This is a genomic window from Paenibacillus sp. S-12 (assembly GCF_030363895.1).
Classification (GTDB): domain Bacteria; phylum Bacillota; class Bacilli; order Paenibacillales; family Paenibacillaceae; genus Paenibacillus_B; species Paenibacillus_B alvei.
In genome coordinates this window covers 73,430-96,679 of sequence record NZ_JASIUF010000008.1, presented here as the reverse complement: position 1 = coordinate 96,679, position 23,250 = coordinate 73,430, and the positions used below count along the sequence as shown (strand labels likewise).

At 42.2% G+C, this 23,250-nt stretch carries 29 protein-coding genes; 4 read left to right on the top strand and 25 right to left on the bottom strand.

The genetic code is table 11. The annotated features are described in order from the left end of the window. Positions 1-14 precede the first annotated feature (14 nt). The 7 genes from NO352_RS08015 to NO352_RS07985 all read right to left on the bottom strand — a co-directional run bounded on the left by NO352_RS08015 (position 15) and on the right by NO352_RS07985 (position 5,321). Positions 15-731: a pentapeptide repeat-containing protein gene (locus tag NO352_RS08015; protein WP_005549657.1), complete on the bottom strand. Its 717-nt coding sequence runs from the start codon at positions 729-731 to the stop codon at positions 15-17. A 17-nt stretch (positions 732-748) separates the two neighbouring features. Next, the gene (locus NO352_RS08010) at positions 749-1,075 is read right to left on the bottom strand and encodes a PadR family transcriptional regulator (protein ID WP_005549659.1); all 327 of its coding nucleotides are present in this window, start codon (positions 1,073-1,075) and stop codon (positions 749-751) included. A gap of 229 nt (positions 1,076-1,304) precedes the next feature. Beyond that, positions 1,305-3,020, bottom strand: coding sequence for an ABC transporter ATP-binding protein (locus NO352_RS08005; protein WP_268600259.1), 1,716 nt, complete (start codon positions 3,018-3,020; stop codon positions 1,305-1,307). A gap of 129 nt (positions 3,021-3,149) precedes the next feature. Continuing rightward, positions 3,150-3,971 (bottom strand): nucleotidyltransferase domain-containing protein, encoded by an 822-nt coding sequence (locus tag NO352_RS08000; protein ID WP_005549662.1) that lies wholly within the window; start codon positions 3,969-3,971, stop codon positions 3,150-3,152. 33 nt (positions 3,972-4,004) lie between these two features. Continuing rightward, entirely contained in the window at positions 4,005-4,199 is a 195-nt protein-coding gene (locus tag NO352_RS07995; protein WP_005549664.1) for a hypothetical protein, read from the bottom strand. 120 nt (positions 4,200-4,319) lie between these two features. Beyond that, on the bottom strand, positions 4,320-4,745 hold the full coding sequence (gene fosB, locus NO352_RS07990) for a metallothiol transferase FosB (protein WP_268600258.1): 426 nt from the start codon (positions 4,743-4,745) through the stop codon (positions 4,320-4,322). A 27-nt stretch (positions 4,746-4,772) separates the two neighbouring features. Then, positions 4,773-5,321, bottom strand: a complete 549-nt coding sequence (locus NO352_RS07985) for a GNAT family N-acetyltransferase (RefSeq protein ID WP_268600257.1) — start codon at positions 5,319-5,321, stop codon at positions 4,773-4,775. Between the two features lie 235 nt (positions 5,322-5,556). Between NO352_RS07985 and aac(2')-IIb the strand changes: the two genes are divergently transcribed. Further along, entirely contained in the window at positions 5,557-6,282 is a 726-nt protein-coding gene (aac(2')-IIb, locus tag NO352_RS07980; protein WP_289355302.1) for a kasugamycin N-acetyltransferase AAC(2')-IIb, read from the top strand. A gap of 88 nt (positions 6,283-6,370) precedes the next feature. Here aac(2')-IIb and NO352_RS07975 read toward each other — a convergent pair whose 3' ends face one another. Beyond that, on the bottom strand, positions 6,371-7,309 hold the full coding sequence (locus NO352_RS07975; RefSeq protein WP_289355301.1) for a DMT family transporter: 939 nt from the start codon (positions 7,307-7,309) through the stop codon (positions 6,371-6,373). Positions 7,310-7,445: 136 nt separating this feature from the next. On the opposite strand from NO352_RS07975, the gene NO352_RS07970 reads away from it, so the two are divergent. Beyond that, on the top strand, positions 7,446-8,807 hold the full coding sequence (locus NO352_RS07970; protein ID WP_289355299.1) for an aminotransferase-like domain-containing protein: 1,362 nt from the start codon (positions 7,446-7,448) through the stop codon (positions 8,805-8,807). Positions 8,808-8,912: 105 nt separating this feature from the next. On the opposite strand, the gene NO352_RS07965 is transcribed toward NO352_RS07970, so the two are convergent. Further along, on the bottom strand, positions 8,913-9,332 hold the full coding sequence (locus NO352_RS07965) for a VOC family protein (protein ID WP_005549673.1): 420 nt from the start codon (positions 9,330-9,332) through the stop codon (positions 8,913-8,915). A gap of 128 nt (positions 9,333-9,460) precedes the next feature. Here NO352_RS07965 and NO352_RS25080 point away from each other — a divergent pair, with 128 nt between their 5' ends. Then, the gene (locus NO352_RS25080) at positions 9,461-9,643 is read left to right on the top strand and encodes an acyl-CoA thioester hydrolase/BAAT C-terminal domain-containing protein (protein WP_353961234.1); all 183 of its coding nucleotides are present in this window, start codon (positions 9,461-9,463) and stop codon (positions 9,641-9,643) included. Positions 9,644-9,749: 106 nt separating this feature from the next. On the opposite strand, the gene NO352_RS07960 is transcribed toward NO352_RS25080, so the two are convergent. The 12 genes from NO352_RS07960 to sdaAB form a co-directional block, all read right to left on the bottom strand. Beyond that, positions 9,750-10,295, bottom strand: coding sequence for an NUDIX hydrolase (locus NO352_RS07960; protein ID WP_005549674.1), 546 nt, complete (start codon positions 10,293-10,295; stop codon positions 9,750-9,752). A 58-nt stretch (positions 10,296-10,353) separates the two neighbouring features. Beyond that, positions 10,354-10,764: a hypothetical protein gene (locus tag NO352_RS07955; protein WP_005549675.1), complete on the bottom strand. Its 411-nt coding sequence runs from the start codon at positions 10,762-10,764 to the stop codon at positions 10,354-10,356. A gap of 59 nt (positions 10,765-10,823) precedes the next feature. After that, the gene (locus NO352_RS07950) at positions 10,824-11,342 is read right to left on the bottom strand and encodes a DUF6886 family protein (protein WP_289355298.1); all 519 of its coding nucleotides are present in this window, start codon (positions 11,340-11,342) and stop codon (positions 10,824-10,826) included. Positions 11,343-11,468: 126 nt separating this feature from the next. Further along, positions 11,469-12,005 (bottom strand): hypothetical protein, encoded by a 537-nt coding sequence (locus tag NO352_RS07945; protein ID WP_163976145.1) that lies wholly within the window; start codon positions 12,003-12,005, stop codon positions 11,469-11,471. A gap of 324 nt (positions 12,006-12,329) precedes the next feature. Further along, the gene (locus tag NO352_RS07940; protein WP_268600249.1) at positions 12,330-12,884 is read right to left on the bottom strand and encodes a GNAT family N-acetyltransferase; all 555 of its coding nucleotides are present in this window, start codon (positions 12,882-12,884) and stop codon (positions 12,330-12,332) included. A gap of 62 nt (positions 12,885-12,946) precedes the next feature. Continuing rightward, on the bottom strand, positions 12,947-13,075 hold the full coding sequence (locus tag NO352_RS07935) for a hypothetical protein (RefSeq protein WP_289355297.1): 129 nt from the start codon (positions 13,073-13,075) through the stop codon (positions 12,947-12,949). Between the two features lie 2 nt (positions 13,076-13,077). Continuing rightward, entirely contained in the window at positions 13,078-13,248 is a 171-nt protein-coding gene (locus NO352_RS07930) for a hypothetical protein (RefSeq protein ID WP_289355296.1), read from the bottom strand. Positions 13,249-13,464: 216 nt separating this feature from the next. Continuing rightward, positions 13,465-13,677: a DUF4177 domain-containing protein gene (locus tag NO352_RS07925; RefSeq protein WP_040736375.1), complete on the bottom strand. Its 213-nt coding sequence runs from the start codon at positions 13,675-13,677 to the stop codon at positions 13,465-13,467. A gap of 122 nt (positions 13,678-13,799) precedes the next feature. Next, positions 13,800-14,474, bottom strand: a complete 675-nt coding sequence (locus NO352_RS07920) for a helix-turn-helix transcriptional regulator (protein WP_268600248.1) — start codon at positions 14,472-14,474, stop codon at positions 13,800-13,802. Positions 14,475-14,813: 339 nt separating this feature from the next. Beyond that, entirely contained in the window at positions 14,814-16,136 is a 1,323-nt protein-coding gene (locus tag NO352_RS07915; RefSeq protein ID WP_005549691.1) for an aromatic amino acid transport family protein, read from the bottom strand. 361 nt (positions 16,137-16,497) lie between these two features. Continuing rightward, on the bottom strand, positions 16,498-17,388 hold the full coding sequence (gene sdaAA / locus NO352_RS07910; protein WP_289355295.1) for an L-serine ammonia-lyase, iron-sulfur-dependent, subunit alpha: 891 nt from the start codon (positions 17,386-17,388) through the stop codon (positions 16,498-16,500). 22 nt (positions 17,389-17,410) lie between these two features. Further along, the gene (gene sdaAB / locus NO352_RS07905) at positions 17,411-18,109 is read right to left on the bottom strand and encodes an L-serine ammonia-lyase, iron-sulfur-dependent subunit beta (protein WP_262866789.1); all 699 of its coding nucleotides are present in this window, start codon (positions 18,107-18,109) and stop codon (positions 17,411-17,413) included. Between the two features lie 770 nt (positions 18,110-18,879). On the opposite strand from sdaAB, the gene NO352_RS07900 reads away from it, so the two are divergent. After that, the gene (locus tag NO352_RS07900; protein ID WP_262866790.1) at positions 18,880-19,545 is read left to right on the top strand and encodes a helix-turn-helix transcriptional regulator; all 666 of its coding nucleotides are present in this window, start codon (positions 18,880-18,882) and stop codon (positions 19,543-19,545) included. Positions 19,546-19,825: 280 nt separating this feature from the next. On the opposite strand, the gene NO352_RS07895 is transcribed toward NO352_RS07900, so the two are convergent. The 4 genes from NO352_RS07895 to NO352_RS07880 all read right to left on the bottom strand — a co-directional run bounded on the left by NO352_RS07895 (position 19,826) and on the right by NO352_RS07880 (position 23,244). Continuing rightward, positions 19,826-20,347, bottom strand: coding sequence for a GNAT family N-acetyltransferase (locus NO352_RS07895; RefSeq protein ID WP_353961233.1), 522 nt, complete (start codon positions 20,345-20,347; stop codon positions 19,826-19,828). An 85-nt stretch (positions 20,348-20,432) separates the two neighbouring features. Beyond that, positions 20,433-21,071, bottom strand: a complete 639-nt coding sequence (locus tag NO352_RS07890; RefSeq protein ID WP_289355293.1) for a histidine phosphatase family protein — start codon at positions 21,069-21,071, stop codon at positions 20,433-20,435. Between the two features lie 252 nt (positions 21,072-21,323). Then, positions 21,324-22,127 carry an AAC(3) family N-acetyltransferase gene (locus NO352_RS07885; protein ID WP_005549702.1) on the bottom strand — a complete coding sequence of 268 codons (804 nt, stop codon included), beginning with the start codon at positions 22,125-22,127 and terminating at the stop codon, positions 21,324-21,326. A gap of 442 nt (positions 22,128-22,569) precedes the next feature. After that, the gene (locus NO352_RS07880) at positions 22,570-23,244 is read right to left on the bottom strand and encodes a carboxylesterase family protein (protein ID WP_289355419.1); all 675 of its coding nucleotides are present in this window, start codon (positions 23,242-23,244) and stop codon (positions 22,570-22,572) included. Between the last annotated feature and the right edge of the window lie 6 nt (positions 23,245-23,250).

The window sequence follows — 23,250 nt, the reverse complement described above, 5'->3', positions numbered from 1 at the left end:
GCGCAATATGCTTCTTAGCGTACCGTTACATTGCTCAAATCAGCCTTATTGCTCTTCAGAAGCGCATAAGTCAGCTTATCCATCGTGGCCCCGTCGAAAATCGTCTTCTTTACATCTGTTTTAAACGAAACATTGTTGAATACCGCATTACGGAATGTTGTCTTTCGCAAGCCAGCATAATCAAACACAACCCCATTGAATGTCAAGTTGTCAAAGCTGACGCCAGAGAAATCAGAGGACTTGAAAACGGTATTCTCGAAAATACAATCTGTGAAAATCGCCTTTCTCACGCTTGACTTCACAATTTGCGCACCTGATAAATTTGCTCCTGTAAAGTTAACCTGATCCAAGCTGCTGCACTTGAAAGAACTGTTTGTTAAATCCGAATAGCTGAAGTCCGAGCCCTGCAAATTGCTGTAATTGAACTGTCCATCATGTACAGAAGTAGAGGTGAAATCGGAATTTTGCAAATTGCTTTTCGAAAAGTCCATCCCAACCTTCTGCTGCAGCTTGACCGTTTGCGAATTAATGCTCTCAATGAGTTCAGAAATCTCACCTATCGATTCTATCGTGAGAAGATAGGCTGCCTCGTCGTCATAGCCCTCCTTCTTCAAATCGCTCAGCTTCTCCTGTAAATCATACAACAGCTCTTCCTTCAGTTCCTGGATCTGCTTCAAATCTTCATAGGGTGAAAAGACACTATCCAGGTATCGTCTTAATCGCTCATCCATTGCATATTCCACCTTTCTTATATCAAAATATCTAGTATTTTCTTCGCATATTCCCAATTCTGCTTATTGTCTGCATACGTGACGCGTCCTTTGTCTGTAATGCGGTAATACTTCCGTCTACCGCCATGCGTCTCGTCCCCCCAATAGGAAGTAATGTTTCCTTCCTGCTCCAGCCGCTTCAGACTGGAATACATCGTGGCTTCCTTCAGCTCGTATAGTCCGTTTGATCCAGTGTGCACCAGCTTGCAAATTTCATAACCGTACTTATCTCCGCTCATCAGCAGCTTCAAAATAATTGTATCCGTATGTCCGCGCAGCAAATCGGAAGAAAGCTTCGCATTCATGCAAGGATCACCTCCTCAATAACAATATAGATCAAAGTACTATGACAGTCAAGGTACTATTATTATCATTGTAAAACATCCGCCCCCACCTACAAGAAGGCCAATGTGCTTCATTCGAACAAAAAAAAAGCCTGACTCGAACGCAAACATGCGTGAATCAGGCTCCAAAATCTAATTTATTTTACCGTACGAGTTGGCCAAGCAAGCTGCTCAGCACATCATGCAGATGCTATTCTCTGAATTGCGCCTTGTGCAATCGGCTGTACAAGCCACCTACGGCTAGCAGTTCGTCATGACCGCCCTGCTCTACAATTCCCTTGTCCGTGACGACGACAATGCGGTCGGCATTTTTAATCGTTGCCAGCCGATGCGCAATAACGAGTGTCGTCCGACCTTCCGACAGTTCTGCCAAAGATTGCTGGATAGCTGCTTCCGTTTCTGTATCAAGCGCTGAAGTCGCCTCGTCCAAAATTAAAATCGGCGGGTTTTTCAAGAACATTCTTGCAATAGCGAGACGCTGCTTCTGACCGCCCGACAGCTTCACGCCGCGTTCACCTATTACAGTCTCCATCCCTTCTGGCTGTTCACGAATAAACTCGTCCAATCGAGCGCGCCGAGCCGCTGCCCAAATATCCTGATCTGATGCGCCGAGACGCCCATAGGAAATATTTTCGCGAATGGTGCCCGAAAACAAGAACACATCCTGCTGCACGATACCAATCTGCTTGCGCAGCGATTGCAGCTTCATATCGCGAATATCAATGCCATCCACGGTAATGCTACCTTCCAGAACATCATAGAACCTTGGCAGCAAGCTGCAAAGCGTTGTCTTGCCTGAGCCGGATGGTCCGACGAAGGCTACCGTTTCTCCAGCGTTGATGGCAACATTGATGTCCCGCAGAACGGGACGCTCCTGTTCATAGCCGAATGTTACATCATGGAATCGGATATTGCCGCGCAGCATGCCCACATCAACTGCATCCGGCTTATCCTTCACGTCTGGCTCGGTGTCGATAATTTCTACATACCGCTTGAAGCCAGCGATTCCCTTTGGATAGCTTTCGATTACGGTATTAATTTTCTGAATGGGTCCGAGGAATACATTCGTCAGCAAAATAAATGCAAGAAATTCGCCATACGATAGTTCCTTCTGAATAACGAACCACGTACCGCATAACAGTACAAACACGGTGACAATGCGCATCAAAATATAGCTGATTGACGTATTCCACGCCATGATGCGATAGGACATCAGCTTCGTATTGCGGAAGCGGCCATTGTTCTCAGCGAACAATTCCTTCTCATGCGCCTCATTCGCAAATGCTTGAACAACGCGAACACCGCCAATGCTGTCTTCAACGCGCGCATTGAAATCCGCAAGGTCAGTCATCAAACGGCGGAATGTCCCCATCATCTTCTTATTGAAGTAAACGGTAATCGAGCACAATATCGGCACGACGATAAATGTCAATACAGCAAGCTTCCAATTCAAGCCGAGCATGAGACCGAATGCGCCGAGCAGCGTCATAATTGCGATGAATAAATCCTCTGGCCCATGGTGAGCTACCTCGCCGATCTCTAGCAGATCATTTGACATGCGGGACATCAATTGTCCTGTCTTATTATTGTCGAAGAAGCGGAAAGACAGCTTCTGCAGGTGCTCGAACATTTTCTTGCGCATATCCGTTTCAATGTTAATGCCGAGCATATGCCCCCAATACGTGACGACAAAGTGCAGCACCATATTAATTCCATAAATAACGAGCAAGCCTACGCAAGCCCATACAATCCATGTCCAATTTCCCGTTGGCAGCAGCTTGTCCACGACTTGATTGACCGCCAGCGGGAAGCCGAGCTCAAGCAATGCAACGAATACCGCACAGGTGAAGTCCAAAAAGAACAGTCCCATATACGGACGATAATAGGAGAAAAACCTTCGCAGCAAACGATTCCCTCATTTCTCTATGTCAGTATAATCATAAGCAATCTATGTCATTATATAGTATTGATAATGATTATCATAGATAAAAATAAAAAAGATTCGATCTTCCTCCTCGAGAGATCAAATCTATACTCATTTTTGCAAGGATAACGAAGCAACGAATTGATTGCATTCTTTGGTTATGTAATCCATATAAGCCAAAGCATCGCGCTTCCTCTTCCACTTCGACGCATACAACGATTCCCTGACACCCTTTCGTTGATTGATCGACTCTTGCAAAATGGGATGCCAGCATTCAGGAACATGCAGCAATGCGTATTCGCCTGCCCCTGCTTTACTTGTGATGGCTCGTTCACGGAAGGTATACCATTGCCTTGTTACCCCGAGCACCCCCCAAGCTATCTGCGCTCGGTTCAGCAGCATCAAGCCCTTAATAGAGTAAAAAGGCTTAGAGCTTCGTATCCAACGAGCCCAATAGCGATTCAAGTTTTCATGCATTTCATTCAAGAAAGCGTCCATATCGAAGGCAATATCCAACTCAGAGACTGGCGGCCCAAGAATTGCAATTCCATGCTGCTTCAGTTCGTACCATGTGACAAGATTCAACTCGAAGTAGCCAGACTGCTTCATTTTGCCGTCGCAATAGTAAGGAAAAGGCGCAACATCCTTCGGCAGCTTCCCTATATCGTCCCATGTGATATAAATACCGTTCATATTGGGACGAGCTGAGAACCGGTTTACTTGTGCATGAATATCGTTAAGCTTGCTTATCTCTTCTTCATGGAGTCGAGCGCGTGTAATCGCAATAAAATCAATATCGCTCAATGCTAACGAATAATCGCCTAACGCAATAGATCCATAAATATAAAGCCCTTCCAGCCAATCCTGCTTGTACGCATGAATCAATTGGACATATTGTTCCAATATATCTGCAATTTCAGATCGCAGCTTCATGACAGATTCATTCCTCCCCCTTTATGAATTGCACTACTGGATAAAGGGATAGAGACAAATCGTGAGAAGAAGAAGTGTCAACAGAAGAGCCATCACGAATGCTAGGTAACGATAGCCACTCAAATGAGCCGTCTTCTTATCGAAATGTTCTCCTTTGCGACAAATACCGTAATACATTCCAAGCAGCAATTCAGCCAACATGAGTAGAAAGGTCTTCATTGTTCTCATCGAACCATCACTCCCTATCTCTTCTTTTCATCGGTTTGCATAGCCCACAGCCTTCATGCATTAGATCCTAGCAAATTATCGCTATGAAGTCCATTATTTACCAAATTAGCAAGTAATCGGTCATTCATCAAAAAAAGTCATATGCGGCATCGTCTCCTTATAATAATTCAGACGATCATTCAATTGTCCGGTATGGAATTCGAAGCGATGTCCATCCGGGTCTGCAAAATATATAGACTGCTTATCCCGCTCGTCTCGTTCTCTGCCAGGCAGCAATCTGGCGCCATATTGTACTAGTCTTGCCTTCATTTCATCAAATTCTCGCTCATTGATTGTGAATGCAATATGGGTATAGGTAGGTTGTATGTCATAGCGAGGGACATCTCGCTCTTCATTTAACGCAATCCATAAGCCATTTAATCCAAAATAGGCAAGCTTGCGTCCTTTGACTAACAGCTTCGCCCCGAATATATGTTCATAAAATGCAATGGAGCGATCCAAATTAGATACAGAGAAGCATAGATGATTTAATCCTTGCACCTTCATTTATATACACTCCCGCAAAAGAAAAGCTCACTCATTTTGACCTTCATACTCTTCCTTCAAGATACTCATTACAATGACATCCCAATACTTGCCGTCCTTGTACATTTTCTGACGCAGTCTGCCTTCCTCCTTGAAGCCGCAGTTTACATAACAGCGATGGGCTCGTTCATTGAATTCGTATACCTCAAGCTCAAGGCGGTTCATATTTAATGACTCGAACACAAAGCCCTTCATTAGTTGAATCGCTTCCTTGCCATAGCCGACTCCAAGCAAATCTTTACGTCCAATTACGACGCCGAGCACTGCTGATCGGTTCTTCCAGTCGATATGATGCAAATCAATTTGACCGATATAGGCAAGCGTTTGTTTATCAGCTATAACAAAGCCCCTCGACTTGGACGCCCCGTCAATCATCATTTCCAAGAAGGCTTCTGTATCTTGTTCTGTATGCGGGTACAAAAAGATATCACTTAATGAATTTGTAATGTCCGAATCATTCGCCCATTTCCGAATCCAATCATAATCTTCTCTTCGATATTCTCGTAATGTGATGCGATCTCCATGCAAATAAGCCAATGGAATCACGTCCTCTCTAATGTCGTATCGCACTTATCTGCCAATTTCTGATATCATATCAAGGAAGAACAGGTACATCAAGGTATATTTCAGTACAGGATATCCCTGCCTTAGATACGGATTGCTTCTTTTGCTTCTTCATCCTCTTAATGACATCACGCTATAATGACAAGATCGATATCTCATTGGATGTGGTAAAGGAGGTATACGAAACCATATATTCGGAGGTTAAGTTATGGAAATAACAAATAAGAGTTCAGGAGAGCCGCAACAGTATGAGCTTATGAACATACACGCGGGAGCCATGTTTACGCATGATGATCTTATGCGGCTTCGAACGATTAACGAACCATGGCCTGGTGAAAGTACGGCTCCGCGCTTTTTCCTAGGGCGAACGATTGATGGAGCGGCGATATGGAGATTCCGCTACGACGTTTCCGGCGTATTGGTTGAAAAGCTGGAACAATTATGTGCGGATGAGCCTGTCATTACCGATATTCATACACGACCCAAGCATTGTGAGGCTTATATGGATCTCCTTCAGTCCGACCATTATACGATGGGGCCTTGTTATTATGTTCCCCCTATATCGATGCCTGTTTTACAGACGACTAGCATCACGAAGGATAATATAACAGATTGGGATTATAGCGGATTTAAATGGCTGCTCTCGGAAATCGAGTATGCTCAACCTTGTATCGGGATTGCAGTCGATAACAAACTGGTCTCGATTTGCCGCAGTGTCCGTATTTGTCTCCAAGCTCATGAGGCAGGTCTTGAGACACTAGAAGCATTTCGTGGCAAGGGATATGCATCAGAGGCAGTTGTCGGCTGGGCGCAGGCTGTTCGGAAGATGAATGCGGCCCCATTGTACAGTACGTTCTGTGACAATCTCTCCTCACAGCGGGTCGCAGCAAAATGCAAACTGTCTATGTATGGAGTCAATTTCACGATCAAATAAACCTAACCGTCATCATTGTAACATGCAAAAAAGCACCCGGTTCGGTGCTTTTTTTGCTTTACTCCCATCGATCGTTATAGTGTCTATCTTATGCCTGCTTCTTAATTGTGTCGGCACGTTCACGCTGACGAAGCGGAATGTTCACACCAAGTACGCCTACGATAATAAGCCCAGCTCCAATTAGATGATATAGCTGCAAACTTTCGTGCAAAATGATAACGCCAGCCCCCATCGTCACCAACGTCCCTAATTGTGTAAAAACACTCACCTTTACAGCTTCTAGCTTCGACAGCGCATAGTTCGTCAAGTATGCGGTCATCAAGGAGGACAGTACGCCCAAGTAGAGAATAGAGAGCAAGAACATCGGATCGGTCAACGGCTGCAACACGTTCCATGTCGTTCCTGCGGCAATATGCTGGAAGATCGCCATCGAATTAAAGAGCACGAATCCAAAGGAAGTCATGATGAAGGTTACATCCATAACTCCGTATATGCGCGTTCTCTTACGTGCGGCAACATTGTATCCCGCTAAGGAGAGCACAGACAAGAAGACGAGCAAGATGCCTGATAAGCTTGTATTTCCAACGTTAACGCCTTTCATCGTAAAGATATAAACAAGTCCCGAGACCGACAGAAGCAGTGCAATTTTCTGCTGCCATGTGGAATGTTCCTTCAGCCAATACGATGCGAATATCATGGTGAATATCGGCACAGCCGCCTGAATAATCCCAGCCTCCGAAGCGGATACGGTGACGAGCCCGAACGTTTGAAAGGCAAAAAACAATCCTGGGTAGAGAACTGCCAGCGGGACAATTGTGGCAACTTCCTTCCAACATAGGTTCAGCTTTACTTTTCCCAAAAGAACCAAGATCATAATGGCCGCAAAGGATGCCGTAAATCGATAGGCAAGCATGTCTAGCGAGTTTACGCTTTGCAGTGCGATTTTTACAAACACAAAGGAAAATCCAATAATCAGTGTATTTAGTATGGCGGCGATATACGCTTTTCTCACAGCAGAATGATTCATGATCAATCCCTCTTTTCCTTGCTTGCAAGCAATTGATTATTGAGAACCTACAATCATGTTAATCGCTGCAGCGTTATGCTACAATCAAGGAAAATATCATCTGTACCGGTACAGAATTGAGGTGAACGGATCATTCATGTATAAATATGAGCAGGTGATTCAGGAACTGGAGCACAATCTGGAGAAGCTCACCTTCAAGGATGGGGATAAGCTCCCTTCCATTCGCGAGCTCGCCATTCAATATGGGGTCAATAAGAGCACCATCATTCGGGCACTGCATGATTTGGAGGAGAGACATCTCATCTATTCGGTAGCGAAGAGCGGCTATTATGTGGTTCGGGGACGAAATCAAACAGATGACACGAAACAAGGGCTCATTGATTTTGTATCCGCCGCGCCTGACCCAGGCGTGTTCCCATACTTGGACTTTCAGCACTGTATCAATAAAGCGATCGACACCTACAAAAATGATCTATTCATCTATGGGACATCGCAGGGACTGCCCTCTCTGCTTGCGTTGATGCAGCGTCATCTAGCCAATTATCAGGTGTTTACACAGTTGTCGAACATCTTTATTGTATCAGGGGTGCAGCAGGCCCTCTCCATACTCTGTACCATGCCTTTCCCGAACCAAAAAAGGATGATTCTTATTGAACAGCCTTGTTATCATCTGTTGGTCGAACATCTGCAAACGCATCAGCTTCCTGTAATGGGCATTCGCCGAACGGAACAAGGCATCGATATGGACGAGCTGGAACGAATTTTTTGTACGGAAAGCATCAAGTTTTTTTATACGATCCCAAGATTCCATAATCCGCTGGGCTCTTCCTACCGAACCGAAGAAAAGAAGCGAATCGCTGCCCTCGCACGCAAATACGACGTATATATCGTCGAGGATGATTATCTGGCCGATCTGGAGCATAATTCGAAGTCCGACCCTTTATTTGCATACGATGAATCTAAGCATGTCATTTACTTGAAGAGCTACTCGAAAATTATTTTCCCAGGGCTTCGCATCGGGGTGGCTGTTATTCCGGATACACTGATCCAGACGTTTAATCGCTATAAACGAACCCAGGATATTGACAGCTCCATGCTGTCGCAAGGTGCGCTCGAAATCTACTTGAAGAGCGGCATGTTCGAGCATCATCGCGAGAAAATACGAACCTCGTATGCCAAAAGGTCACAACTCCTGCAGACCGTACTGCGTGATTTATCCCGGCAGCAGCATGAACATTTCACATTCCCAAGCGCTTCATCCCGTCTAACGGTGCATACCCATCTGGAACTGCATGACAGACTGCCTGTGCAGCGGCTTATTTCGGATGCAAAAAAGAAATCGATTCATCTCGAATCGATCGAAAAGCATTACTTAGCTTCATTCCCGGCAAGCAATTTGTTGAAAATCAATGTGACGAATGTGCCTGAAGATCGCATCGAGCATGGACTTCGTCAGCTCCTAGAGATCGTGAACAATATTCAGTTTAACAAAGGATAGCCTAAGCAAAAGAACCCATACAAATCGAAAAAGGAGCAGCTCTCCTGGAAGACGATGATTGACATTCAAGAGTCCGCTCCTCTTCCTTTCTCATGCAATTGCAAATTATGTATTCGCCAGATTCAACTGCCACGATACACCGAACTTGTCCTGTACCCAAGCAAACTTAGCGCTCCAAGACGAGGCCTCAAGCGGCATCAACACTTGTCCTTCCTCAGACAACTCCCGAAATACTCGATCAATTTCTTCTTCCGAATCGCATGTCACGAACAAGGAAAAAGCCGGCGTAAACTCATGGCGATGCTGCTTGTCCAGGCTATCAATGCACATGAACACCTGCCCTTTCAATGAGAACATGGCGTGCAGCACCTTATCCTTATCAGCTTCGTCCAAATTAGGCATTGCATCTCCATGTCGTACAATGCTTATCACCTCAGAAGGTTGAAATATGGAAGTATAGTGCTTGATTGCCTCATCTGCATTCCCGAAAAACATCAGAAACGGATTGATATTCGATGCGTTCATGCAAGCTCATCTCCTTTAGCCATTTATCTCCTCGCCACTCTACTAATATTTACGACTGCTGTCATACACATACCAAGCATCAGGTATAAATATGGCTTAAAATAAACACAGGGAAAGCATGACCTCATATGCCGCCTTTCTTTCCTACAACGGCCCGACAAAGCAAGAATATTGCTTATGGGGGCAATACCGTTGCAGATGCGAGTGCATCCGAGATGTTTTGGAGAGAGCCGCTTACCTTTCTTAGCGATTTTGATCATGGAAACTTGACTGCGTGGAAATCAAGTTCGTTACATCGATGCTGGAGATAAAAAATATAGCCAACGACACCCTTACCGCAGTGCCTTTGGCTTTATTTATCTCGTATCACTCCAACGTTTAGCAGTTGGATAATAACGACCTCTTTTCACTTCATGTTTATGAGGAATGGATCATAACTGCATATTTCTCCAAATACACCTCTCGCTGTACCTCATCCCATTCCAATGCAGGATCAATCTGAATTGCAATCATGTTCAGCAGCTTCCCTTTTTCAAATATGCAGTGATAGTCGTAGCAATGCATATCGCTTTTCATACCCTGAAGAACTTGAGGCATATTAGAGGCAACTCCTTGATTATGAACATCCATAATCCAGTCTACTCGTTTCCAATCCAAAATTCCTTCATCTGTTTTCATCGGCGTATCATAGGTAAAGCTCTCTTCCACGCTTGCTGCGTACAAATACATACCACCAAACCTCGTCCTGTCCACCATCCAACTGACGATACCCTTGAATGTCAAATCCTTGGGCGTAATCCCCGTTTCCTCCGCTAATTCGCGCTCCATTGATTCACGAGGAGATTCACCCGTTTCCAGCTTGCCGCCGATGCCGTTCCAGCACCCCATCCAGCTCGGCTTCTCTCGATTAAGCAGCAGAACCTCGTTTCCGCGTTGAATATAACAGATATTGTAGATTAGCATATTGTTTCTCCTGATGTTCAGTAATAGTTGTAATGATAGCAAGTTCGAGCCAAATCATCTATTGGCGAAACAACCTGATTTGCGTTCGAAGCTGCACGAGCATGATTCCAGTTATCGTTCCAAAAACTAGGCTGATTAGCGACAGCGGCAACCCGACAAAAAGTATCAGCATGCCTAATGCCGGATCGTCTTCAGGGGCATTCACAACGTTAAGATTGATAATCAGTTGGAGTCCAACCATCCATACGATAAACCAAACGATATAAGCAACTGATGAGATTAGAAACTGCCTCCATTGTCCCTTTGACACGAGCATGGTAACTGACGCTGTGATTGCCGTTACTATAATAAAGCCATACATAAGTACGGAACCGAGCGAATTCTCGTCAGCCAAAACCATAAATCTGATGTATTGAAGACTTGCGATAACATGCAGTAAGGCTGGCAGCGTGCGCAACAACCATTTCACCTGGTACCCGTCTCCCCAATCATAACATAGCCTTATGTATCAGGAGCATATCCTGTACGTTATTCAGCGCCTAATGGCTTGGCATGATGAAACCGAATCATAGAGAAAGCATCAATTGTAGATGCGAGTACTGCACTGCAAATAGGATGCAAATTCGGTGTAAACCGCAATTCCACCCCAGCTCGTACGATGTGCTGAATGAGATTAGTCATCGGCTCTATCTGAATGGGCTCGACCGTTTGTTCCGAAATATAGTATCCAGCATTCGCATCTAATAACTGAAAGTTAGAATCTTCAAACGTATATTTATAGATCGTGGTATTGCTTATCTGCTCAAGCCAGTCATTCTCAACTACGATAATTTTGTTTGCTACTGTGTGACCAAAGAATCTCGCTTCATCTTCCGTACTTATCTGGTCCGATTTTGCATAAATGACTCTAGGACAATCTCGGGGCAAATAATAGTGAACCGCATTTTCCTCATTAATCGCCCATACTGCCGGCGGAATATGCGATTGTTTGGCTGGACGCGGTACAAATGTGGAAATGGTTGAATCTTCACTAAAATGGTATAACATCGCTGATCTCCTTCATATGATCTAGTAGTTCACGTACTATTTATAAATCTATTCTTGTTGCCTGTTTATCACCGATACCTCCTGACTTCATACACCCGCTCATTGTAAACAACAACGATCACTCACTTATTTGAATGTAGTATGATTGTTCACTTCCAACTCGATCAGTTCAACATGCTCCTCACCATAACTATCCGACCAGCGAAATTTGACATAACTGCCAGCGAAGTCATCCTTCGTCATGCTCCGCTCGAATTCAGTGGGCTTCCTTTGAATGGAGCCCAAGTGATCCAATTCCGATAAGATATGCACTCTGCCGTTCGTAGCTAGCATTCCACTCGTAAGAACCCCCTCTTCGCGCTCCCCGTGCTTCTCGTAATATTCAATATAGAACGATGAGGAATCCTTAATATCCTTGGTGTCACCCAAGTAAGTCAATGTAGCTGATCCCCTTCGTATCGAATTGGGCGTTCGCATTACCTGATAATGACGAAGCTGCCAGTGCTCTGACTGCCCCTCTAACTCAAACACATCCATCGTTGGCTGTACAACCGCCTCTTTTTCTTTCTCTTTTTCTGTCATAAGACATCCTATCGTGATCAAGTTTGTAATAAGCAAAATAAGCGCTATCCCCCATGCTAACTTAGAATGACGCACGCTCATGCTCTACCTCCTTGTTCCTTTGGTCTATTCTTCTATTACCACTTCTGAATATATCCCGCCTTGCGTAAATACATCTCATTAGAATGGATTCAAATCTGGAATCGGCTCATTAAGAGAGAAATACTTCACATCTAAACCCTCAAGATCATTAACAACCGGAATCCCCTGAACACCCAAGGCTTCATATACAGCAATTACATTGTAGGCTTGCCAAATATGAACATTTATTCCCAAATGAGTGCGGCCATTATCCTAAAAATACCATGCGTTGTAAAGACGAAAAAAGCCATCCTTCCTCCGATAAGAAAAGCTGGCTGTTAGGGTCTAATTTGCATTTACGTAGTAGATGAGATGATCTGTCCACGCGTCATTCTCATAAATGAAACCTTTTCGGATACACTCAAACTTCATTCCAACCCCTTCTGCACATTTGATTGAAGGAGTATTCTCCAGGTTAATATGCGCCTCAATGCGATGGTAATTAAGTTTGTCAAACGCAAAAGTGATTGCTGCAGCTACAGCCTCTTTTCCATAACCCCTTCTCCAGTATTGATTATGAATCATATAACCTAATCTAGCCCATTGAAAATCATCCCGCAATAGCGTAGAAAAATCGATGGCCCCTACATGGGCGTTGTCTTCTTTTCGAAAGATGCCGAAAAAATATAGTTTATCTTCGGAAGCCAATCTTTGATGATTGTCTATCTCGAGTCGAAACCATTCTTCGGTGTATCTGCTCATCTCAACTTTGCCATCATCATATTTATGTTGTGCCGGCATCCTATTTTCATACCCAGCTAGCCAAGTGAAATAGTCTTCACCTTCAAGCGGTCTAATAACGAGCAGTTCTGACTCGATGCAGCAAGTGAATTTTTTCAACAAAACACCTCATCTTCAATCTTCAATCTTCAATCTTCAACGATGATTTTCATATAAAAATACTATTTCTTCACGGTATACAGATAATTTTTGAGCATATCTCCGCACTGATCGTTCTTAACGAGCTCTTTTTCGACAGCCATCCCAAGATTGCTTGCCACTCGCTGTGAGGCCATATTATCCAAATCCATACTCATACTCTTGATAGCGCGCGATTTGCCGAACCAACCATGGCAGACCAGAACCGCCATGGAGCATAAGCAGGATAGGAAGACCTTTGTTCGGTTCCACCGATCCGAACCTGCTCAATCTTATTGATGCCAGTATGAGGAATGTTGAACTCTCTTTTTGCTAACCATTTCAAAGAGCTCCTCCTTGCAATCAGTTCGTTTCACGCCAACGATACCAATAATTTTGTATGTAAGCTTCTCATCGAGATGCAAGACCTGCCAAGCATTCAATGCCATTTCTTAAAGGCGCTTGTTCCATTTTCTCCCCCTCCAATGAACGTTAGGCTGGATTCTACTAGCAGGCCCAGAACGGGATTGAATGAGAATCCAGTACTGGGCCAGTATGTACCTTATAAATAAACTTTGCGCTTGAATACTGCAATGATATCTCTGGACTGACCATTGGTGGTGCTTGTGTCGAAGCAGGACACTAACTCCCATCCTTCGTACCCCGCCTCATTCAGCATTTGCTCGAAGCCATCTTCATCGACCTTACCGCCCAGAAACCCGCCTGTCTTATACTTCATCGTTCGATATTCCCATTTGGTATCCAATGATATCATCTCCTACAATAACCATAATATCTGTCGCTATCATTATATCATGTTGCTTTGTACTGATTGTGACACAAGCACCAATCAACAAAAACCGGTAGACGAAGGTCATATGCCTTGTTTACCGGTTTTCAGGTTTCCTTCTCGTTTTTGGGAGTATGATTGCGCAAATGCAAATAAACGGTATGTTTCGAAATTTTCAACATATTTGCCACGATAGTAGCCGCATCTCTCATATTAAACACTCCCCGATCATACAAAAGACCGATAATGTGCTTATTTCGATTTGCATGCGATATGTCAGGAGAAGCATCCACCGCTTCAATCGTCAGCTCTATCATTTCAAGAATCATATCCTCAATGGATGATGCAAAATTCTCCTCCTGTGCTCTTATTTCAAGACCCGCTTGCGGTAAAAAAGTTTGAAGAAATCCAGAAAACGATTCATCCAAGTTTATGTTAATGCACATAAAACCAATAATTTTGCCAGCTTCACCACGAATGGCTATCATACTTGATTTCATTGAGCGGTTGTTCTTGCTTTTGGTAAAATAACTGATCGCTTGCTTTGCTTCAGAGCACTTAATCTCACTCAACATCTGCAAGGCCATATTCGTAATCGGGACTCCTAATTCTCTGCCCGTATGATGCCCGTTCGCGATTTTGATGACGGTATTTTGATAGTCTTCCAAGCTATGCAGTACAATCTCGCTGGCATCTCCCAAATAATCGGCCAAGCCTTCCACGATGGAGTCATAGGATTGCAATATCGCCCGATCATATTCCGTAAAATTCTTATTCTTCATCGTTGGTAATCCTCCTTTCTATGAATATAGTTGCCAATAGAACTGATTGACTCAACATTTGTTCATTTAATTAACCAATTTATCAGTCCGTTCGGAAAAATGTAAAAGAGGCTCCAAAGTCAGCTTGGGCAGAGCCTCTTGTCTAAGTTATTCCCTTACCCAGTAGCATGAACGAGTACAACTGAAAAACTCCAGCTAAGACGGAATATTCATGCGACTAGGTTAAAGCCCCGATTCATCTCATGATTGAAATCACGAATGAATCGACAAATCAAATAATAAGAGAGCTTTCTTAGATGGCAATGACAAGCCACCTGATCAAGCTCTAAAGATATTAAATTAGAATAATGCTTTCAAACTTGCTAGGACAGTGAGAATGCCCACAACAGTGACAAAAACATTGCTAAGTTTTCCTTTGTATTTAGCTAGTGCAGGAACTTTATTGATCGCATACATTGGCAAGAGACACAAAATAGCAGCAACTAGCGGTCCGCTGAGAGTATCTATAATTCCAAGAATGCTTGGATTTGCATAAGCGGCATACCAGCATGTTAATACTACAAAAACAAGAATCGCTCTCTTAACTGTTTTTTCTTTTAGGTCTTTTCCGCGCGATTTACCGGCCGAGATAATCATGTCACGCATTACCTCGTATACTCCTACATAATGGCCAAGAAAGGACTTTGTTACGGCCACAAACGCAATAATAGGAGCTGCAATCGCGATTAGAGGCGAATTAAGCCGATTGGCAAGGTATGAAAGTATTGATAAATTCTGTTCTTTTGCCATTACAAGATCATCTGGAGTCAAACTCAAGACACTGCTCCAAACAAAGAACATAACAACTATGAAAGTCATGATATAACAAACTTTTTGTATTTGAGAACATTTGGCGTCAGTAGCTTGTATTCCATAAGTTTGTCTCTGTTTCATAACAAATGACGATATCATAGGAGAATGATTAAACGAAAATACGATAATCGGCAAAATCAACCATATCATATTGAAGTATCCTCCTACTCCTGTTGGAGCAGTAGAAACACTTGAAAAACTAAGCATCGATGTATTCCACTGTGGAATTAAAGATATTGAGATAAAAAGCAGCGAAGCTATAAAAGGATATACTAGCATACTCATTACCTTTACAGTAATATCTTGACCAAAATTCAGTATAGCTATAAGACCGAGTACTAATACAAGCGATAAAATGGCTCTTGGCGGCTCATTCATGTGCAATTGATTCACGATAAAACTGCTTGCAGTATTTGTTAGTGCAACCGAATACATCAGCACGATAATATAAATCGATAAGAAAAATACGATGTTAAATATTATACTTGCCTTATTACCGAAATACTCTCTTATCGTACCTGTAATCCCTTCATCAGCAGAATTGGAAGCGTATATCATTTTAGCAAGCGCCCTATGCGAGTAGTACATGACAGGGAATGCAAGTATTGTAATTAACAATAATGATAATAAACCTCCTGCTCCCGCATTAATAGGTAAAAAGAGTACGCCTGCTCCAATTGCTGTTCCAAAAAGGCCCAATGCCCAGGTGGTATCTTGCTTGTGCCACTTTTTAGGATCTGGATATTTTTCGATTTTCCCTGTAGTATCTTCAGCAGTAAATTCAAGTTTTTCCGCTGTATTCCCATTCATATGATAATTCCTCCTTTGTATACTGGTTAACTACTTTATCATTTCCTCTCCTTTAAAAAAGCAGATTCACTCCAGATTGCTTCCAGGATGAACCTTTTTGTAGCAACAATAGACATACTGCTGTAAAGATCAAATCTTAAGTTGTTTGCGTTTACAAAACCAATTAATTTAATATATTACATTATATAGCAATGATAGATATCGATTTACACTCCTCTCATCCTTGCAAGAGCATTGGAGAATGGGTCTTAACAATTGTTATCTTTTTCACAAAGTATAGTTTGTAATCTTATTTTGAGCTATTAGCTCTTACATTTCAATATAATTATTATAATTTTTTTACTATATTTATATTTTAATCTTATTTTCTAGTAACCTTTTCTTCGAAAATTTTGTTTTTAATAGCAATTCCTGTGGGGGTGGCTGCAATTCCGCCTAAACCTGTCTCTCTTAATTCGCGAGGCATCTGTCTTCCTACTATGAACATCGCTTCAATTACTTCATCAGCATTGATGATGTTGGTTACGCCCGCTAATGCAATATCCGCTGCTACTAAGGCATTAGCCGTTCCAATAGCATTTCTCTTTACACAAGGAACTTCTACCAAGCCTGCAACCGGATCACAAACTAAACCGAGTAAATTTTGCAGTGCAGTTGAGAAAGCGTCAGAAGATTGCTGAGGTGTTCCTCCGGCAGCTTCTACTGCTGCTGCTGCTGCCATTGCTGAGGCACTACCTACTTCAGCTTGACATCCTCCGAAGGCTCCGGAAATACAAGCATTATTTGCTACTATCATTCCTAATAAAGCTGAAGTGAATAGAAAATGAACCTTGTCTTCATGACTTAACTGTAAACTATCTTGAATACTAAACAGTACTCCCGGGATTGTCCCACTTGCACCTGCAGTTGGAGTTGCACAAATAACTCCCATCGACGCATTTACTTCATTAACTCCGATAGCGTTTTGGACCCCAAGCATCATCAAATCTCCAGAAAGGGTTTTTCCACTTTCACGATATTGTTTTATTTTAACAGCATCCCCTCCTGATAAACCAGTCGGAGAAAAAACTCCGTTGCCCTCAGCGCTTTTCTTTACAGCATTCTCCATAGTCACTAAATTTCTTTCCATTTTCTCCCAAACTTCTTCATAAGAAGTTTTAGTTTGCTCGATTTCCTGCTCGATTGCTAATTCATAAATTGGCTTTTTCCTTTGATTAGCTGCATCGATAATTTCCTTTATAGTCATGTACATAAATTTCTCACCCCTAATCTAATTAAAGAATAATGATATTAGCTGCACTGCTAGAATTTCGCAATTCCTTCTGAACATCACTAGATAATTGAGAATCCACATCAAATTGATATAAATATTTCCCTGACTTTTCCAAACTATTAAAATTGTTAATTTCCACATTATATTGTTTAAAGATCCTGCGTAATATAAATTCAAGGTCATCCCTCTCGGAAATCGCTATAATAACCGGCAATGGCCCTTGAAGATGTAAGCTAAACCCATCAATTTCTATATGTTTAATTTCGATTAATCCGCCACCGACTGAAGTTCCCATTGTTCTAATACTTCGATTTTCATCCTCCAGATAAATATCTGCAGTATTCGGATGACCGGCAGGACTATCACCTGCTTCTTCTAAAAATGTAATGTCAATTCCTTTAGATTCTGCTATTTCAATAGCATCAGGTACCCTACTATCATCGGCAGCAAATCCTAATATACCGGCAATAATTGCAAAATCAGTTCCGTGTCCTTTATGGGTTTCAGCAAATGATTCATAATACTTTACTACAACTTTTTTGGGAAGACCTTGAAATAATTTATTGGCAACTGTTCCAATAGCTAAGGCACCTGCAGTATGTGAACTGGAGGGGCCAATCATAATCGGGCCAATCACATCAAAACAACTTTTGTAATTAACAACCTTTTTTTCTTTAACAGGTACTAATTTCATGTTCATATAAGTTTCCTCCCCATAGTTGCCGTACCAGTTACTAGTATTACCAATCTAAAATAAGTTGTAATTATTCCAGTAATTAATCTGCAATAACTTGTTTCAAAAGTAGGGACCGGACTACGATAATGTCAGCTTGAGTAAGAGGTTCAACAGCGACAGAAACTTTAATAACAGTTATTACTAAATCTCATTTTCCGGTGTCATTCTAACTAAAGGAATAATAGCGCCATGTAAGGGTTTTCAAAAGTAACACTAAGAATCATCAATTCCTTTCTTAGTACTAATTGATATTGAATACTTGGATAAATTATCGTTGCAATCAATGCCATCAAAACAACGATCATTTTCTAATCCTTCTCAATAAATTGAAATAATTTATTACAGTGATTATTTTTTATTACTACACAGACAGAGTACCACATAGATAATCGTGAAGTCAAACAAATGATAATAAATTATTTTTATGGTAATTTATTATTACAAATTTAATTTTTTCTCCCTTTTAAAATTCTACAAAACTTGTTATAAGTTATATTAGGGTTATCTATTTTGGATGCTGGCTTCTTCATTAAACGAAATCCTTGTCGCTAAAAGACCGAAGTTTGGTTGGCTATAGCAGAAAAAAGAAGAATGCACCCATGTACGAGAAGTAAAGCGCATCTTTTATCGAAAGGGATGAATAAATTTTACTCAACCCTGGAATTGAATATGAATTCGCAAGCAATTTCATAGTGAATAAAATTCAGGAATAACGGATAAGGAGGAATACTTAAATGGATAATGAACTATTTCGACACTACCAAAATATAATGAATTATTTCGGGGAAATTTTGGGGTCTAATTATGAATTTGTATTACATGTTTTAAATCCTAATGGGGGCTCTCGTATCGGTCACATAGTCAATGGAGACTTAAGTGGAAGATCTTTAAATGGCCCTTTAACTGACTATGCAAAAAAATTAATCAACGAAAAAGTATATTTAAATAAGGATTATGTTGTAGATTATATTGGAGAAGGACCAAGAGGTAAAAAATTCCGTTCATCAACTTTATTTATAAAAGATCGTGAAGGTCAATTACAAGGTCTTTTATGTATAAATTTTGATGCGGATGCCTATAGGAAAGTTGCAAAGGATATATTAAAATTGGCCAATCTAAGTTCAGATATAGAACTAATTGAACAGGAAACTGACCAGGAACAACCTATTGAGAAACTTACCGATAATATTCGTAATATCATCTATGCAGTAATAGATAAAGATATATTAGAATCCGGCGCTCAGTTATCACCTGAACAAAAGAAACTTGCTATTTTAAAATTAAAAGAATATGGGGTATTTGAAGTTAAAGGTACAATAAATGAAGTTGCTGAAATAATGGGAATGTCGGAATCAAGTGTGTATCGTTATCATCAAATGATATCGCGCAACGACAAGTAGCCCCAATCGAACCAAAACAATAAATCGAGCAATACTGTTTCTAGTAATCTAAAAATGGACCACAGTAGTTTGAAAAGAGGAGATTAAGAAACGAATAAAAGCCTTGGATCAATCTGAGGCCACTGAAGCACTTTCGTTTTCCTAAAACCAAATTAAAATAGAGCGAAACAAAAGACGACTATTATTCTATTTATGGGAAAATAGTCGTCTTCCTATTACAGCTATAATCTCACTATAATCTCTGATCGACCTCATGATATCAATAGTGCTTCAAATTAACTTACTTTGCTGAGTTACAATATCTCTCCCGATATTCACGTGCCAGCATACTCATCATAATTGAATCGTGGTATTTGTGATTGTAGTACAGCGCCTCTCGCTGAACTCCTTCTTGAACGAATCCAATTTTTTCATACGCTCGAACCGCTCTTGCATTGTATGAAAATACAACCAATTCAATTCGATTGAGGTTCATCATGCCAAAGCCATAATCCAACATGAGAATCATCGCCTCTGAACCGTATCCTTGTCCACAGTCCTCTTCCGCAAATATCGCAATGCGTACGTGCCCGCTCCGATTCGATGAATCCATATCCATAATCGCAATTTCTCCGATTGGCCTGTCATCATCCTGCAGCGCTATAACAAATTGAATTCGTTCGCCATCCGATGCGATTCGCTCCAAATAGCTCTGCAGAACTTCTTTAGAAAAGAACTTCTTCGTACCTGTCAATCGGCTTGACTCCGTTAAGAGCATCGCCTTATAGTACCATTCCACATCATCGCCTGAAAATGGACGCAAGTATATTCTTTTTCCGGTTATACCTTTGCATGAATTGTGCATTATGCTTCACCGTCTTTACTTAAATTTGAAATAGACAAAATATTTAATCTTGCAAGATAGTTTTATAGTGACTCGTATCTCCGTGCCGCACAATGACGACCTTTTCCCCTTCTAGCTCAATCTCTACCTGACTTAAACTTGCGGGCTGAATATATGGCGGATCCCAAAGTGCCTCGGGCAGACGATGCTCAAAGTAGGCCATGAGCGTTTTGACGACCACAGTATGTGTAACTACTAGAATCGATTTGCCTGGATTGTCAGCAATAATAGATTGAACGTAAGGCAGTACCCGATTGCGAAGCTCTTCGAACGTTTCGCCATTCTCCGACTTGTACGCAGCCGGCTCATACCAGAATGCTTCAAACTGCTCTGGATAGGTGCGCTCCAGCACCGCTGCAAGCTGGCCTTCCCAATCTCCCAAATGTAATTCCTTCAGTGCATCACTGCTGATCATCGGGATATCCCGCTCCCCGCGAATGAGCCGTGCCGTCATATCTGTTCTGCCGCTGCTGCTGGCATAAATGCAATCAATCGGGGTATCCTTCATCGCTTCACCTAGCCACTGTGCCTGACTGACTCCAAGCGTTGTTAATGGCGAATCCATATGACCCTGCATGCGTCGTTCAACGTTCCATTCCGTTTCCCCGTGGCGGACAATATATAATGTCGTCTTCTTACTCATGAGATCACTCCTATTCGTAAGCAGTTACTTGCTCAAAAATTCCTTTTTCCAAATAAAGCTACATCGGCCGTATACCCAATGCATATCGAAATCGGTACGACAGTAATCTGGCAGAAATATAGCATAACCCGATCTGAGATATTCATTATCCTGGATCGTGCTATTCACAAGTCATTCCATTATTATACATATGAGTGCAGCATAAGAGGTTACAAATTCGTTGTTAGGAGGTCAACAAGCTTGTTCGCTCGCTCAGCGACGATTTTCCTCCATCCACTGAACGGCATAATCAACGAGCTCTCGGACAGGCATTAGCAATGCATCTGCATTTGCTATTTTCCCGCTGCGCACATAACCAGTATCACGGGCAAAATCAGCCCCAAGCTTCTCAAAGTCATCGGTATTGAAGTCTACATCTTGATACGCTACCCATGATTTTACACCGTCTACTAACATGGGGGCTTTCGAATTTATAACCTGCTTGCCTGTATAGTTAGCACGATACTCTGCCAAATGAATAGACGTGTTATTGCGATGCCCAACGCCCAGCAGCATGACACAACCATTGAGCTCATACAGCCTAGCTAATGGAGACTGCTCACCCAAACTGTAATTGAGACTGTGATTCGCAATGATCCGCTCCTGGTTCGATCCCCATGCAGCAAAGGAAACCTGTGGATGGCAGCTCCGCACAACCCCGCCCTGCTTCCGAAAAAGCTCCGGTATAAGCCCCATTTCCAAGCACGGTGTAAACGCACTATCAAATGCTGGCATATGTTCCCGAATCGGTTCCCACCAAGATTCCTGAACTGGTGGGCATCGCCATGTCGATGGATCTGATAAATCCACAGTATGTGTAGGCATGACAAGAGTTCCCTGCTCACCCAGCCGTTCTTCTAGCGCCAATATGACAGCTGACGCGCCGCCCGCTACCCAACCGCCTAATGATTTCATAGAGGAGTGCAGCAAAAGATTCATTCCCGGCTGCACGCCTAATGCCTCTAAATCTTTGATTAACGTACCGATCGTAATTAGTTCCCCGCTCATGACTTCCATTTTAACTCCACCTTATCTCTATATTGTTGATTAGGCGTTCGGATATAATAATACTATCTTCCATTTGCTATCCGCCTCTAGTACGAGTAAGTAATAGGAGACATTTTTTAATATGAAACGGTTGCCCCCTGGGCTCGTTTGAAAACCGTTATTCTACACAAGCTCTAATAAATGATACATATCGTAGCGAAATGACCGCTTTCTCGGTGAATAATTGTGCATCAGCGGTGCTTCGTTGCCTGCTTGCTCTAATATTCGTCATCCATGATTCAATCTTCTTACATCTAGTTCATGCTGCTTGCTCCAGCACTAATAAATTGAATGACTAAGCGCTGTTCAAGGTCTTTAAGATTAACTTCCTTTGACATGGTCTCACTCCTTTATAGAAGTCTTGTCTTCGAAATAATCCTACAGCCGAAAGAGACCACTCATGGTCGATGAATTATGAATTCGTTTTATTCGCAGGCTTGGAATGGCTTAATAACCATTGATATAATTCTGGATTATTATAAGTTTTCGTCCACGAGTTGTGTTTCGTATTCGGATATACGGTAAGTTTCGCACTGCCGCCACTTGCTTCGACTGCTTTTACCATCTCTTGCGCCTGTTTAACCGGAGTAACATCGTCATTTTCTCCATGGAATGCCCATATCGGCGTATGTTTAAGTTGCTTGCTCTTTTCGAGATTTCCGCCACTGCATATCGGAGCTATAGCAGCGAATTTATTCGGATAATCAGCTGCCAGGTTCCATGCCCCGGAGCCCCCCATACTTAGGCCTGTGACATATACTTTACTTTCATCAATGTTGTGTGTTGCAATCAATTCATCCAACATGGCAATGACAGCGTCTGTCTCCATTTCCCACATCGAATTTTGCGGACATTGGGGTGACACGATAACAAAAGGAAATGCCTTGCCGTTGTCAATCAAGTACGGAGGTCCGTGCCGCTTGACCAGCTTAATATCGTTCCCTCTTTCCCCTGCACCATGCAAGAATAAAAGCAATGGCCACTTCACTGACTTATCGTCACCATACTTATCAGGCAGGTACAACAAGTAATGAATATCTACCTGCTTTCTGATTTCACGCTGCAGTCTGTGCTGGACTTGATTCATCAACAA